Source organism: Streptococcus pseudopneumoniae, assembly GCF_001072925.1.
GTDB classification, from domain to species: Bacteria; Bacillota; Bacilli; order Lactobacillales; family Streptococcaceae; genus Streptococcus; species Streptococcus pseudopneumoniae_Q.
In genome coordinates, this window is record NZ_JVHE01000109.1 from 1 (window position 1) to 14,921 (window position 14,921).

General features: G+C 40.8%; 11 protein-coding genes. All 11 read right to left on the reverse strand.

Features of this window, described 5'->3' with window-relative positions; genetic code table 11:
* Positions 1-165: 165 nt before the first annotated feature.
* The 11 genes from ADH81_RS07895 to ADH81_RS07945 all read right to left on the reverse strand — a co-directional run bounded on the left by ADH81_RS07895 (position 166) and on the right by ADH81_RS07945 (position 14,818).
* Positions 166-1,914 (reverse strand): ABC transporter ATP-binding protein, encoded by a 1,749-nt coding sequence (locus ADH81_RS07895; protein WP_049527968.1) that lies wholly within the window; start codon positions 1,912-1,914, stop codon positions 166-168.
* A 1-nt stretch (position 1,915) separates the two neighbouring features.
* Positions 1,916-3,640, reverse strand: a complete 1,725-nt coding sequence (locus ADH81_RS07900) for an ABC transporter ATP-binding protein (protein WP_049527971.1) — start codon at positions 3,638-3,640, stop codon at positions 1,916-1,918.
* 50 nt (positions 3,641-3,690) lie between these two features.
* Complete coding sequence (gene msrB, locus ADH81_RS07905) at positions 3,691-4,629, reverse strand: peptide-methionine (R)-S-oxide reductase MsrB (RefSeq protein WP_049527973.1); 939 nt, start codon at positions 4,627-4,629, stop codon at positions 3,691-3,693.
* 123 nt (positions 4,630-4,752) lie between these two features.
* Positions 4,753-5,622 (reverse strand): homoserine kinase, encoded by an 870-nt coding sequence (thrB, locus tag ADH81_RS07910; protein ID WP_049527977.1) that lies wholly within the window; start codon positions 5,620-5,622, stop codon positions 4,753-4,755.
* A 1-nt stretch (position 5,623) separates the two neighbouring features.
* Positions 5,624-6,910 (reverse strand): homoserine dehydrogenase, encoded by a 1,287-nt coding sequence (locus tag ADH81_RS07915; RefSeq protein ID WP_049527979.1) that lies wholly within the window; start codon positions 6,908-6,910, stop codon positions 5,624-5,626.
* Between the two features lie 140 nt (positions 6,911-7,050).
* Complete coding sequence (yaaA, locus tag ADH81_RS07920; RefSeq protein ID WP_049527982.1) at positions 7,051-7,773, reverse strand: peroxide stress protein YaaA; 723 nt, start codon at positions 7,771-7,773, stop codon at positions 7,051-7,053.
* Positions 7,774-7,818: 45 nt separating this feature from the next.
* Complete coding sequence (locus ADH81_RS07925; RefSeq protein ID WP_049527985.1) at positions 7,819-8,229, reverse strand: peptide deformylase; 411 nt, start codon at positions 8,227-8,229, stop codon at positions 7,819-7,821.
* A gap of 109 nt (positions 8,230-8,338) precedes the next feature.
* Positions 8,339-11,023 carry a cation-translocating P-type ATPase gene (locus tag ADH81_RS07930; RefSeq protein ID WP_049527988.1) on the reverse strand — a complete coding sequence of 895 codons (2,685 nt, stop codon included), beginning with the start codon at positions 11,021-11,023 and terminating at the stop codon, positions 8,339-8,341.
* A gap of 190 nt (positions 11,024-11,213) precedes the next feature.
* On the reverse strand, positions 11,214-12,182 hold the full coding sequence (locus tag ADH81_RS07935; RefSeq protein ID WP_049527991.1) for a glycosyltransferase family 2 protein: 969 nt from the start codon (positions 12,180-12,182) through the stop codon (positions 11,214-11,216).
* The gene (locus ADH81_RS07940) at positions 12,175-13,206 is read right to left on the reverse strand and encodes an acyltransferase family protein (RefSeq protein WP_049527994.1); all 1,032 of its coding nucleotides are present in this window, start codon (positions 13,204-13,206) and stop codon (positions 12,175-12,177) included. The genes ADH81_RS07935 and ADH81_RS07940 overlap by 8 nt, the downstream gene beginning before the upstream one ends.
* A 1-nt stretch (position 13,207) precedes the next feature.
* Complete coding sequence (locus ADH81_RS07945) at positions 13,208-14,818, reverse strand: hypothetical protein (RefSeq protein ID WP_049527997.1); 1,611 nt, start codon at positions 14,816-14,818, stop codon at positions 13,208-13,210.
* Positions 14,819-14,921: the final 103 nt, after the last annotated feature.

Here is a 14,921-nt window from a genome sequence, read left to right on the forward strand (position 1 = left end):
GCAGTGCTTTGAGCAACCTGCGGCTAGCTTCCTAGTTTGCTCTTTGATTTTCATTGAGTATTAGCTTTCATACTAGATAATTTTTCTAGCTATTGTAACAAAAAAGTCACCCGAAGGCAACTTTTATTCTGTATTTGCTTATTTGCTTTATAAACGATTAAAAATCTATTCTGGACTAAAAGCTGCTGCTTCTTGCATTTGATAGTATTTACCTTTTCTCGCCATGAGTTCCTGATGATTGCCATACTCGACAATATCTCCATCCACCAAGACAAGAATCAAATCAGCATCCTGAATGGTTGACAAACGGTGGGCGATGATGAAACTTGTCCGCCCCTTCATGAGTTTGGCAAAGGCATCCTGAACCAATACCTCTGTCCGAGTATCAATGGATGATGTCGCTTCGTCTAAGATGAGAATCTTAGGAATGGCCAAAAAGACACGGGCAATGGTTAAAAGCTGAGCCTGACCCACAGACAAGGATTCCCCTGCATTTTCAAGCTTGGTATCATAACCCTGTGGCAACTGTTGGATAAAGAAATCTGCGTTAGCTGCCTTGGCTGCGGCAATGACCTGCTCTCGGCTAGCATCAGGATTGCCAAAGGCAATATTGTCATGAATGCTTCCTTGCTTGAGCCAAGTTTCTTGAAGCACCATTCCAAACTGCTGTCGAAGAGAAGCTCGAGTATAGCCATAAATCGAATGACCATCTAGCAAAATATCTCCAGAGTTAATCGGGTAAAAACGCATGAGGAGATTGATAAGGGTGGATTTCCCAGCACCCGTTGGTCCAACGATGGCAACCTTACTGCCAGCTGGAATGTCAATAGACAAGTCCTTGATTAAGATTTTTTCAGGATTGTAACCAAAGGAAACATGTTTAAAGGAAATTGCTCCACTGACTTGGTCGCTGTTCAATTCTTTAAGGCCAGTTTCTGTAATCTCAGGACTTTCTAAAACAGTATAAACACGTTCTGCACAAGCCAATGCACTCTGCAACTCGGCTAAAACCGATGAAATATCATTAAAAGGCTTAGTGTACTGCTGCACATAGTTTAAAAAGGTCACTAAACGTCCAACTGTCAAAGTGGAGCCCATCATGATACGGAAGGCCCCTACTCCAGCAAGAAGGGCATAAATAAGGGCATTTACAAAACGGGTTGAAGGATTGACTGTCGAAGAATAAAAGATAGCTGACTGAGAATAGCCTGCATAAGTATCATTTGCCTCATGAAGTCTATCGATGAATTCTTCTTGAGCATTAAAAGACTGGATTATAGTCTGTTGGGTGAGGGATTCTTCAATCAACTGGGTTTGAATCCCCCTAGACTCTGTCTGTTTTTGAAAGAGATGGTAGGATCTCTTGGCAATAAAGCGTGAAATGACCATAGACAGAGGTGTTAAGAGCAAGACCAAGAGAGTCATCAAAAGATGAATCTGAAGCATGGCAAGGATGCTGACCAAAATCATCAGAACTCCGATGAAAAATTGGTTGAAAATCATATTCAATCCCGCTGCCAACTGTTCAATATCTGTCGTCACACGGCTAACCATTTCTCCGCTCCCCTGTCTGTCTACAAGGGCAATCGGGAGACGATGGAGTTTTTGAATGATTTTTTCACGTAAATCTCTGGTATAGGAGAAAATAAGACGGTTATAGAGGAGAGGATTGACCCATTGTACCAGTGTATTTCCTATGACCACCAATATCATCTGGAGGAAAATCTGCCAAAACACCTGAGATGAGCCCGTCACTATGACTTGGTCAATTACTTGTCCAATCAAGATTGGAAGATAGATTGATAGGGCCACTTGAGCAATGGTTCCTAAGAAAGCCAGGAAAAGAAGGACGGGATGACTTGCTAAATCTTTTGCCAATTGTTTGAGGGTTTGACTTGCATGTTTGCCTTTCATTCTAGTCCTCCTTTCCATGTTGGGATGCATTGATTTCACGATAGACTTGGCTAGATTTCATCAATTCCTCATGATTTCCAAGCGCTGATTGCTGACCTTTCTCTAAAAGAAGAATCTGGTCTGCAATCTTCAAGGTTGAAGTCCGTTGGGAAATCAAGATTAAGCTAGTATCTGGCAAGTTCTCCTGAATGGCCTTCAGAAGATTGGATTCAGTAATGGTATCAAGTGCTGACGTCGCATCATCCAGGATGAGAAAAGGAGCTTGACGTAAAACTGCTCGGGCAATCGACAAGCGTTGCTTTTGCCCACCTGAGAAATTTCGACCGCCTGCTTGAACCTCTGCGTCCAGCTGACCTTCCTTATCGCTGACAAAGTCCTTGGCCTGAGCAATTTCCAAGGCCTGCCAGAGTTCTTTGTCCGAGACAGGCTCTTCCATACCCAGAGTTAAATTAGAACGAATAGTCCCTTTAAAAAGTTCAACCTTTTGAGGGACATAGGCCATCCAAGAACGCCATTCAGAAAGATCGCGAGGACTACGTTCATCTCGATAAAGGGAAATGCTTCCCTTATCTGCCGGATAGAGGCCAAGTAGGACCTGCACTAAGGTTGACTTACCAGAACCAGTTCCTCCGATAATCCCAAGAATCTCCCCTTGTTGCATATCAAAAGAAATATCCCTTAGCGAAGGTTGAGCAGCATCTGGATAAGTAAAGGTCAAGTGACTAACTTGTAAAACTCGATGTCCAGATACTTTCTCCACCTGAATCTCAGAATGAATATCTTCAGGTTCTTCAGTGAAGACTTCCTCAATCCGCTTAGCTGATATATAGGACTGGTTGAGTGAATTAATCAGCATGGCTAGTTTAATCAACTCTACCAAGATCTGTAAGAGATAGTTGATTAGGGCAATCAAGGCACCCTGACTGAGCCAGCCTCCCTGGATAGAAAGATAGCCATTCCAGATAATCACCAGCAGAGTTCCGTTGACGATCAAATAGGTCAATGGGGTCAAGAGACTAGACCAGTATCCTGTTTTCATTTGGATAGCCGTATAGATTTGGTTGAGTACTTGGAACTGTTCAATCTCTCGTTTTTCTTGACCAAAGGCACGAATCACACGCATCCCTTGTATCTGTTGGCGCGTTTCCTGAACCAGCTGGTCTGTTTTCTTTCTCAAACTACTGTAGAGGGGATTGACCAAACGTGACAGAACGACAATGACAAGGGTCAAAATGGCAACCATGACCAGAAACCAGAAGGTCAATTCAGGCGAGAGACGATATGCCATGAAAATGGCACCGAAAACAATAATAGGCGCCCTTAAAAATAAGCGCAAGAATTGATTAATTCCCGTTTGAATCTGATAGGTATCTGAAGTCAAACGCGTCACCAAACTCGAAGTCGTCAAACGGTCTCTACTATCCTTGGGCAAGGAGAGAATATGACGATAGAGATCATTGGTCAACTCCTTGGTAAATCCGACAGCTGCCTTGGCTGAGTAAAACTGGGCTACTAAAGCTACCAAAACACCAATAACTGCAAAAACAAAGAGGAGGCCTATTTGCATCCACAGATGACCCTGATCTTTTTGAGGGATTGATTGGTCAACAATTTCTGCTATTACCATGGGAACCAAGAGTTCAAAAACAGCTTCTAGCAATTTAAACAGAGGTGCTAGGAAAGATTCCTTAATGTAAGGTTTAAAGTAAGAAAGTAATTGTTTCATATGTCCCTTCTATTTTCAAAATGAAGAAGGTGGAAAAACCACCATCTTTTTTATTTGTTCAAATACGGAAGTAGGTAGCCATAACCAGCCTCTTCCATTTCATTCTTAGCAATGAATCGTAGAGAGGCAGAATTGATGCAATAGCGTAAGCCTCCTAGTTCCTGAGGTCCATCAGTAAAGACATGTCCCAAGTGGGCATTACCCGAACGTGATCGGACTTCGATACGTTCCATACCATGACTCAAGTCCTGGTAGTAATGAATGAGTTCCTTGGAAATAGGACGGCTAAAGCTTGGCCAACCACAGCCTGAGGCAAACTTATCCTTGGCAAAGAAGAGGGGCTCACCAGTCGTGATATCGACATAAATTCCTTCCTCAAAAGTTTGGTCATAAGCATTGCTAAAGGGAGCTTCCGTCGCTGCCTCTTGGGTAACTCTATAAGACTCTTCTGACAAATTTTCTCTTAAATCTGCCTGACTCGGTTTTTCATAGTTGGCGGCATCTATGAGTGGTTTCTCAGCATCTCTCACATCAATGTGGCAATAGCCACCAGGATTTTTCTTGAGGTAGTCTTGGTGATAGTCTTCAGCTAAGATATAGTGTCGGAGTTTTTCTACTTCCACTGCAATTTTACGACCGATGAGGAGTTCTTGTTCGCGAACTACTGTATTGATCGTTGGTATATCAGCTTCATCTAGGTAATAAATCCCTGTGCGGTATTGACGACCACGGTCATTTCCTTGTTGATTGACAGAAAGGGGATCGATAACTCGGAAATAATAGAGTAAAATCTCACGGAGCGAGACCGCCTTTTCGTCATAGACGACTTGCACAGTCTCAGCATGATCTGTTTCTTTGATTAATTGATAATTGGTAGTTTCAACTTGACCATTGGCATAACCAACACTTGTTTGCAACACTCCAGAAATACGGGAAAAGTATTCTTCCAAACCCCAAAAACAACCACCTGCTAAATATATTTCTGCCATCTCATACCTCCTTGACCATCTATCGGTCAGCAAAAGTGGGAAACATTTCATATCCCATCTTTCATTTTCAAAAAAAGGATAGGAAGCCCTCTAATAGAGAGTTTCCCCATCCTATCGCTATATTTATTTTTCTTCGACGCGAACGCCTTGTGTGTCTACTTGCAAATCATGAAGCTTGCCTTTGAACGGTTGTTTTTCAAGCTCTGCCTTAATCTTCGGCATCTTATCAGGATTAGCTAGAACCATGACAGTAGGCCCAGCGCCAGACAAGTAGGTCGCATAAGCACCGTTTCTCTTGGCAACTTTTTTAATTGTCGCAAATTCTCGAACCAAATCTTGACGATAACGCTCGTGGAAAAGGTCACTCTCGATAGCTTGGCCAGCTTTGACCATATCTCCTGTCAGTAGAGCTGCGATAGCCACATTGGCGATAGAACTTGCTGCAACAGCTTCCTTGTATGATAATTTCTTAGGCAAGACACCACGACTATCGCGAGTTCGCAATTCATAGTTTGGAATATAAGCTAGAAAAGCACACTCTGGGAAAGGCGCCACAACAGCAGAAACCTGACCTTCTACCGAACTAGCAATGACCAGATTTCCATAGATAGCAGGTGCAACATTATCAGGATGTCCTTCAATCTTAGTCGCCAATTGCAACTTATCGTGATCCGTTAATTTTAGGTTCCCTAATTGATTTGCCAGCTCAATTCCTGCAACGATGACTGAACTAGAAGAACCAAGTCCACGCGCAAGTGGGATATCACTAATCATTTTCAGGCGTCTGGGTTGTAGGTCTGGAACAATTTGTAGAGCAATCTTCAGCAAAAGATTACGTTCATCACGTGGAATCCATTTGCCTAATTGGTGCTCGATCATCCATTCTTCACGTTCCTCACAAACCTGAATTTCTAGATACTTAGTTACAGCTACACCAACCGAGTCAAAACCAGGACCCACATTGGCACTTGTAGCAGGTACAATAATCTTCATCTTAGTCTCCTAAAACCTTGAAGGTGTTGAGAAGTTCAAATTCAGCTACACCCTTCAAAGCTGCTGTAATAGTTTCAAGTTGCGCCTTGTTGATTTTATGAGTGATAATGACAACACGAGCCTTGCCTTCTTGCTTACCATCTTGAAGGATTTGCTTGAAGGAAATATCTTCTGCATTAAAGAGTTCAGCCAATTTCAAGACTTGACCTTTTGAATCTGGAGCCAAGATTGAGAAATAGTAATTAGCTTTGACATCTTCTGGCTTAGCCAAGACTACTGGACGGCTGTATTCATTAAAGGCTTTTCCAATTGTTCCATCATTCAGACGACGAACGATGCGGGCAATATCAGCCACAACACTTGTTGCAGTTGGTTTTTGACCAGCACCTGGTCCATAGTACATAGACTCGCCGATACCGATAGACTCTACAAAGACTGCATTCATGACACCATTGACACTTGCAAGTGGGTGAGCCTTAGGAAGGAAGGTTGGTGTAACCTCGGCAGCGATTCCAGATGGTGTTTCTTCGATAGAACCTACTAATTTAACAACATACCCAAGATCTTGGGCAACTGCCACATCCTCTGGAGTGATGTTGCGGATTCCTTGATGGGCCACATCTTCAAATTTGACATTCATCCCAAATGCAAACTGGCTAAGGATGACCATCTTGTAGGCTGCATCAATCCCATCAACGTCATTTGTAGGATCACTTTCAGCAAAACCAAGTCGTTGGGCTTCTGCAAGGGCATCTGCATAAGACCAGCCTTCTTCTACCATTTTAGTCATCATGAAGTTTGATGTGCCATTGACGACACCAAGAACACGTGTGATTTTGTCTGATGCTAGTGAGTTAACCAAGGTACGAAGGATTGGAATTCCTCCCGCAACAGCTGCTTCATAGTAAAGAGCAACATTATGAGCTTTAGCAATCTCAAGCAATTCTGCACCATGAACAGCCAAAAGGTCCTTGTTGGCTGTCACAACGTGCTTCCCTGCTTCTAAGGCACGAGTGATAAAGGTTTTAGCAGGTTCGATACGTCCCATCAACTCAACAACAATCGTGATATCTTTGTCTGACAAGATTTCATCAATATTTGTTACAAAATTAAAATCATTTCCTGCTTCAAGCAAGCGAGCTTTTTCTTCATCATCTTTGACCAAAACCTTAGCTACTTCAATTTCTGAATGTGCTGCTTGAACAATTTTTTCTCCATTTTCCTTTAGTAAGAATGGTACACCACTGGCTACTGTACCAAATCCAAGTAAAGCAATCTTAACTGACATGTTTGTCTCCTTGAAATTTTCTAATAGTCCTATTATACCAAAATTGTGAGAAAATTCCTACCATTCTGAACTAAAAATAGGAGCGTCAAATCATAAAAAAGCCTGCCCTGATACAACCTAGGACAGACTCTATTTTCAATCTATTTCACAAAAGCCAATTCCTTGCCAGTAGACAGGTCTTCTCGATAACGGAAACCTGCAAAACTGAGCTTTTTGATTTCTTCTACCGAAGTCACCTGATTTTCCATCAAGGCTGTTAAGAAAGCACCCCTAGCTTTCTTTGAAATGGTTGAGTGGACTTTAAGTTTTCCATCTCTGTCTTCCATAAACTTAAAGGTCACCATTTGCTCGCGAACCTCTTTAGGGAAGACAGTTTCAAATTCCGAAGACAAGAGTGAAAAGATGCAATCTTCCTCCTTCACCGACTCTTCATAAGCTGACTGCCAGTGACTTTTCAGGCTTTTCCCAGTGATTTTAAGTTTCATCAAAAAGTCCAGTCTGTGAGGCGCAATCGGTTCAAAGGCTGGAATCACACCATAGAGAGCTGACGTTATCATGAGGTGTTTTTCGAGATAGGCTTGCTCCTCCTTGGTGAGATTGTCCCGTTTGATGTTGCGATACATGAGTCCATCAAAGAGGTGCAAGGCTGGATAGTTTGTCGCAGTTCCATTTTTCAAGGCTTGGATATGGTCATACTCCTCTTGCGCTTTTTCGGCAGATATTTTGTAAAAACTCTCCAGCTCTTGGGCAGAAAATCTTGCCAATTCATTCAGCACTGCCTGACTTTCAGGACACAATGGTTTAGCCTCTAAACTAGGGATTTCAGTGTTCATTTCTTTTGCAGTTGGGATTAGAATTTTCATAGTGTTAGTGTAGCATATTTTTTTAAGACTACCAAGGATTTGAGCCTAAATAATACGACCTTCCAAATGATCCAGTTCATGCTGACAGATCTGAGCCGGAAAACCTGTCAGGGTAATGGCCTTCTCTTGCCAATGAACATCTCTGTAACTTACTGTAATTTTTTCATATCTAGTTGTTTCTCTCACTCCTGTCAAAGACAAACAACCTTCCTTTGTCTCGTATGGTCCTTCAAAAGATTTGAGAACTGGATTAAACATAACCATGGGAATCATTCCGATATTAAAAATAATGACGCGCTTTTGCACCCCAATCATATTGGCTGCTAGTCCTACACAAGTTTCACGGTTAGCCTGTAGGGTGTCCTGCAAATCCTTTGCCAGGGGTAAATCTTCTTGACTTGCAGGCTGGGATACCTGCGATAAAAACATCATATCTTTGACAATTTTCTTTTCCAACTACTATTTCCTCCATCTTTCTCTCTACTTGATTATAGCATAAAATGCTTAGTCAGTTTATCTTTATATAAAATCTAAAAAGCCATCCGAAGATGACTTTTCATAGTGCTTAAATAGCGTTTTTATCTTTTCCAAGCGCTCGTTGAACTGCTTTGACAATCTCAACAAGGACTACAATCATAAGCGCTCCTACAGCGACCACCATCCATTGAGTCAAACTCAAATGTGACACGTGGAAGAGATTATTAAATCCAGGAACCAAAATTGTCACCACAAAGAGGACGAAGGCAACTGGGATAGACCAGTTAAAGGTCTTGTTGGTAAAGAGTCCCACTTTAAAGATAGATTGGTAAACCGACTTAACGTTAAAGGCATGGAGCAATTGGATCAAACCGAGAGTTGCAAAAGCCATGGTAAGGGCATCCGCATGGATTTCAGTATGACTTTGGTGCTCTGGGAAGAGAAGAGCCCAACCATAGACACCCAAAACTAGCATCGTTTGGAAGATCCCTTGATAAATGATTGCTCCGAAGACACCACCATCAAAGAAGTTAGACTTACGGCCACGTGGTTTGTGGGTCATGACACCTGGTTCAGCTGGTTCCACACCAAGGGCGATGGCTGGTAGCGTATCTGTTACCAGGTTAATCCATAGCAAATGCACTGGTTGAAGCACATCCCAACCTAACAAGGTTGCAAAGAAGATGGTGAAGACTTCAGCCATATTAGCAGACAAGAGGTATTGGATTGATTTTTGGATATTTGAGAAGACCTTACGTCCTTCTTCTACTGCTACGATAATGGTTGCAAAGTTATCATCAGCAAGGACCATATCCGAAGCTCCCTTAGAAACTTCTGTACCTGTAATCCCCATACCGATACCAATATCCGCTGTCTTAAGTGATGGCGCATCGTTGACCCCGTCACCTGTCATGGCAACAACCTTACCTTCATTTTGCCATGCTTTCACGATACGAACCTTGTGCTCAGGTGATACACGAGCATAAACAGAGTATTGCTTGAAGACTTTTTGGAATTCTTCATCAGTGAGTTCATTCAACTCAGCACCCGTGAAGACATGGTCTTCTGTATCATTTGGATCAATGATTCCAAGACGTTTGGCAATAGCTTCCGCTGTATCTTGGTGGTCACCCGTAATCATGATTGGACGGATACCCGCTTCCTTAGCAACACGAACAGCTTCTGCAGCTTCTGGGCGCTCAGGGTCAATCATGCCGACCAAACCAGAGAAGATGAGGTCAGATTCAACAATTTCAGATTCCAAGGTTGGAATTTCGTTACTTGTCTTGTAAGCCATCATCAAGACACGGAGGGCTTGTTTAGCCAAGTCTTTGTTGGTTGCAAGGATAGCATTTTTATCTTCTTCTGTGATTGGGCGAACTTCCCCATTGACTTCAATACGAGTCACGCGCTTGAGCAATTGGTCAGGCGCACCCTTGACAGCGATAAAGTAAGAACCGTCTGCTTCCTTATGAATGGTAGACATGAGTTTACGGTCTGAGTCAAATGGCAATTCAGCTACACGTGGCTCATCCTTCAAGACTTCACGAACATCAAAGTTGTGGTCCAAACCAAACTGTACAAGTGCTGTCTCCGTTGGATCACCAATCAGCTTACCAGATGGATCCACCTTGGTGTCATTGGCAAAGTTCATGATACGTAGCGTATTGTTGTTAGCAGCAATTTCAGATGCCGAGCTTTGCAATTGACCGTTGGTATAAACTTTTTCAACCGTCATTTGGTTCATGGTCAAAGTACCTGTTTTATCAGATGCGATGATTTCTGTTGAACCAAGAGTTTCAACCGCTGGTAATTTACGAACAATCGAATTACGTTTGGCAAGGGTTGTTGTTCCCAAAGATAGAACGATGGTTACAATGGCAGGAAGCCCTTCTGGAATCGCCGCTACTGCAAGAGCAACCGCCACCATCAAGCCTTCTAATGGATGTTCGCCACGAACAAAGACACCAACCAAGAAAGTAATAACGGCAATCACAATAATCAAGTAAGTCAAGGCCTTAGATAATTGTTCCAAGCTTTGCTTCAACGGTGTTTCTGTTTCGTCTGCGTTGGCTAACATATCCGCAATCTTACCAACTTCTGTATACATACCAGTGTTGGTCACGACCCCAATACCACGACCGTAAGTTACGTTTGAGTTTTGGTAACCCATGTTAACACGATCCCCGATACCAGCATCTGCTTCAACAAGTCCTGTCACATCTTTTTCAACTGGCACAGACTCCCCTGTAAGAGCTGCTTCTTCGATTTTAAGAGAAGCTGCTTCAAACAAACGCATATCTGCAGGCACGACATCTCCCGCTTCAAGCAAGACGATGTCACCAGGTACCAATTCTTTTGAGTCAATCTCAATCACATGACCATCACGACGAACACGAGCCATCGGGCTAGACATATTTTTCAGAGCTTCAATGGCTGCTTCTGCTTGCCCTTCTTGGTAAACCCCAAAGGCAGCATTCAAGACAACAACGGCCAAGATGATAATGGCATCCGTTAGACCGTCCATTCCTTCTGTAATCACAGAAAGTGCCGCTGCCGCAAGCAAGATGATAATCATCAAATCCTTAAATTGATCAAGGAATTTAGCTAGTAGGCTACGTTTTTCGCCCTCTTCTAACTCATTTCGACCATAAGTCGCTAAGCGTTCTTGAGCCTGGGCAGTTGACAAACCTTCAACAGATGAGTCCAAATTCTTTAGGACTTCCTCAGAAGATTGCGTATAAAACAAGTCTTTATTTTGTTCTTTTGACAAAACAGTCTCCTCCTTTTTGGCCTCTTTTTACAAAAAAAGAGACCTGTTTTTTAAAAAAACAAGTCTCGCTGTTTAATATAGTGCCGGAAATAATTCGTAATGACGACACTATCGCGGTTAACCGCCAGCTACTCCCTTGAGTAGTTCTATTATAACAGATTTTCAAAAATTTTCAAGTCTTGAGGTGGAGTTACTCATCACTCTCATCATAGGTGCGGTTGCTGATAATATATCTTGGACGTTGTTTCGTTTCTAGATAGATTTTTCCGATATATTCCCCAATTACACCAAGACTAATGAGTTGAACCCCGCCAAGTAAGCTTACAATGGCGTAGGTACTGGCCCATCCAGCTACTACTGTACCAACAAATTTGCTCCACAAAACCCAGATGATCAACAAAAAACTAAACAGTGAAGTCATAACTCCCAAGCTAGTAATCAAATGGATTGGTTTAATCGATAAGCTAGTAATTCCATCCATAGCTAGACCAAGCATTTTAGAGAGTGGATAGTGACTCTCACCAGCAATCCGCTCATGGCGTTTATAAGTCACGTAGGAATACTTAAACCCTACAAGAGGCATAATGCCTCGAAGAAATAAGTTTACTTCTTTAAATTTAGCAAGTTCATGAATAAAACGTTTGGAGACTAAACGATAGTCAGCATGATTAAAAACGACATCCGCTCCAAATAGTTGCATCACCTTATAGAACCCCTCTGCTGTAATACGTTTAAAAGCCGAATCTGTCTCTCGGTTATCACGAACGCCGTAGACAATCTCTGAACCTGACTTATATTCAGCAATCATCTGATTCATACAATCAATATCATCTTGACCATCTGCGTCAATGGTAATCACGATATCCGCAAATTCTGCAGCTTCGTACATCCCAGCAAGAACACTACTTTGATGACCACGGTTTCGACTTTGAGAAATACCTACAACAAATGGATTCGATGAAGCATATTCTTGGATAAGTTCCCAAGTTTTATCCTTACTGCCATCATTCACATACATGACCTTACTATTTGGATGAACCTCTTGATTTTTCACAAGCTCCTCTATTTTTCCCACAAACATTGGGTTAGTATGAGGCAATACCTGCTCTTCGTTATAACATGGAATCACGATATATAAAATCGGATTATTTCTACTCATTTTTGTCTCCTAACCTCTTAAATCCAAAAGGGAAATTAGTCCCTCTAAATACTCTGACAATCAATTCACACCCTACCAAAGTCAATATTGTCACAACACTTGTTGTAATATAGGCATTCACAAAAATACCGGTATATCTTGTAGATAATTGTAAAACTAATTTTTCTACCAATACTAAAACAATCGGGGCATGGACACCATAGTAAATCAAGGTTCTTTGACCGATTGATTTCAAGAGAGTCATTTCAGGAATTGACTTAAAGAATATGAGGGTGGACCATATACCTGAAATTGCAGCAATGTAAAACAAGAGATGGTTTCCAATCTGTTGATAGTAAAGATCAACAATCTGTTTCCCACTCCAATGATAGTTCAACCTACCAACAAATATAGTTAGCAATAAGGCAAGCGGCAAATAATAAATTGCAAAAAACTTTTCCATCTGCGCTAAATATTTTCTCACTCCGACACCTAAGAGTGTAAAGATAATGGCTACAGGGACCAGGTCAATATTCCAGATAAGATAAAAATGCCAAGCATAGATTTTTTGCCCTAAAATGACTAGAAGCAAGAGTGATACACTAATCAAAAACCATTGGATAATGGTCCATTTTTTTCTGAGAATAAAGTAACTAAAAACATGTGCTAAAAACATGACATTCAGAAACCATAACTGAAAATAAACATGCAAGCGGTCTGACAACAATAACTGTTTAGTAAAATGAATAAGATTAAAACTAAACACTTGTTCAGGATACATGACAAAGAGTTGAAAGAGAAAAACAAAAATATTCAGGCAAAAAAAGGGAACGACCAAACTTTTCACCTTGCTAAGAAAATATTCCTTAAATGTTTTGTATTTAGTGACATTTAAAGTAAAACCTGACAAGAAGAAAAATAAGGGGATATGAAAAACATAGAGGAGTATTTTTGCACCAAGAGGCACAAAACTGCTATGCCCTATAATAACAAGTATAATCGCTAGCCCCTTAGCCATATCTAGGTAACCTATGCGCTTTTTCATCCTATCTATCTTCTCCTGTTCTTAGTCGATAAAGATTCATATCAGAAGTGACCAACTCAACTTCTTCAAAATAAACATCTTTCTGGTAATGTTCTTTCATAATTTTTTTGACCCGATCCATATTTCCTGAGGAAGGTGACCAAAAGAATAGGATGTTCTCCTTATCTAAAGCCGATGAAAGAAGATTACTAGGGTCCTCCACATTGTAGTTTTCCATTAATTGATAGTAATGTGGCGAAAAAGTTTGCCAATTACCTAAGGTTGTTGTATTTTCAATTAACTGATCAGGCTTCATTCTAATCGTAGCCAAGCTTGGTTGAGAATTGACAAGTGTTCCATAACCGCCAAAAACAAGCAATTTATCAGAATGTTTTTCCACTACATCATGATACTCTGATATCATGGATGATTGAATGATTGGGAACCAGTAAAGTTCTTGTCCCACACTATTTACCCAGGCCATACTCGCCAGCATTCCTACAAGTTGTAGACTATAAAAAATTCCTCTTTCTTTCAACAGTTTACGCTTATTGTAAAATAAGGGCGCATAGTAGACGAAAAAGATTAAAAAGCTAACGATAATCGGGATATAAACACGTTCTACTACTCTCTGCCTAACAAATAGTGCACCGATGAGTGCAAATGGAACAAGCGGGAGTAACCAGCCATAGACTTTCTTAGGCTTGAACAACAAAAACCAGCCAACCATAACAAGAAGAAAGGTTGTCAAAATAATGTTTTGGAAATAATCTTTCACCATCTGAAATACATTAAAGGAGTACTTCTCAGAGAAAGAACGTACGGATTGAATTTTTGTTAACAACTCATTGTTCAAAGCATCTTTTTCAGCAAATAACCAGTAGGTTGAAGCAGATAAGTCGTTTTCACTGACCCCCAATTCCTGAAATTCCTTGGCATGCTTCTCATAATCAATTGCAGGGAAATCTCTCAAATTGGTACTCAGAGTATTCCAAGTTAGGTATTCTTGAACATCTGGTTTCGTTAAGGTGTAAACTTTATTAGAAGCAAAGATAAGTAAAATAAGAGCAGATAATACGAAAAGCTCTTTTTTCTTTTTCTCTTTGATTACTTCAAAAACTAGAAACGGCAGTAAAAGTAGCAATAAACTGGCAATGATTTGCGGTCTAATCGACAATCCAATCAGAGACAACAGAGCTCCTACGATGTATTTTCTATCGAATAATAAAAGTATCCCTGCTGTAGACAACAAATAAGCAATTACTGAAAACGAGAAATACTTCATCAAAATCATTTGAAGTATAACAAGTAGGGGAAGAACAAAATAAAGTTTCTTCCTGAAAAAAGAATCCAAGTATACACTAAAGCTCAAGCAAAAACTAAGGGCTAGGAAAATAAAATAAACATTCCAAGTTGTAAACAATTGCTGAAGGAATACTAAAGCAGATGACAACATAATCCCAATGTAAGGGAGCAACATATTATCACCAGATAGTATGGTTTGATTGACCATGATATCATCTACGACTGGATATTCAAAGCCTTTCATCAATCTATATCCATAAAAAATAAAAAATGGTAGCACAATCAAACCAATGCGAATCATTCTATCTGTGATTTGTTTTTGGGTCATGGAAAACTCTCTCTAAAATTATGATTACTTTATATTCTATCATATTTCAATCAAAAAATCTGTTGAATCAATGCAAATCTCCCCAACCACTCCATTTGAATTT

What these genes read in the sequence shown, in the direction of transcription:
- ADH81_RS07895 (WP_049527968.1), bottom strand. Translation starts at nt 1,914, where the DNA reads ATGAAAGGCAAACATGCAAGTCAAACCCTCAAACAATTGGCAAAAGAT.
- ADH81_RS07900 (WP_049527971.1), bottom strand. Translation starts at nt 3,640, where the DNA reads ATGAAACAATTACTTTCTTACTTTAAACCTTACATTAAGGAATCTTTC.
- msrB (WP_049527973.1), bottom strand. Translation starts at nt 4,629, where the DNA reads ATGGCAGAAATATATTTAGCAGGTGGTTGTTTTTGGGGTTTGGAAGAA.
- thrB (WP_049527977.1), bottom strand. Translation starts at nt 5,622, where the DNA reads ATGAAGATTATTGTACCTGCTACAAGTGCCAATGTGGGTCCTGGTTTT.
- ADH81_RS07915 (WP_049527979.1), bottom strand. Translation starts at nt 6,910, where the DNA reads ATGTCAGTTAAGATTGCTTTACTTGGATTTGGTACAGTAGCCAGTGGT.
- yaaA (WP_049527982.1), bottom strand. Translation starts at nt 7,773, where the DNA reads ATGAAAATTCTAATCCCAACTGCAAAAGAAATGAACACTGAAATCCCT.
- ADH81_RS07935 (WP_049527991.1), bottom strand. Translation starts at nt 12,182, where the DNA reads ATGAGTAGAAATAATCCGATTTTATATATCGTGATTCCATGTTATAAC.
- ADH81_RS07940 (WP_049527994.1), bottom strand. Translation starts at nt 13,206, where the DNA reads ATGAAAAAGCGCATAGGTTACCTAGATATGGCTAAGGGGCTAGCGATT.
- ADH81_RS07945 (WP_049527997.1), bottom strand. Translation starts at nt 14,818, where the DNA reads ATGACCCAAAAACAAATCACAGATAGAATGATTCGCATTGGTTTGATT.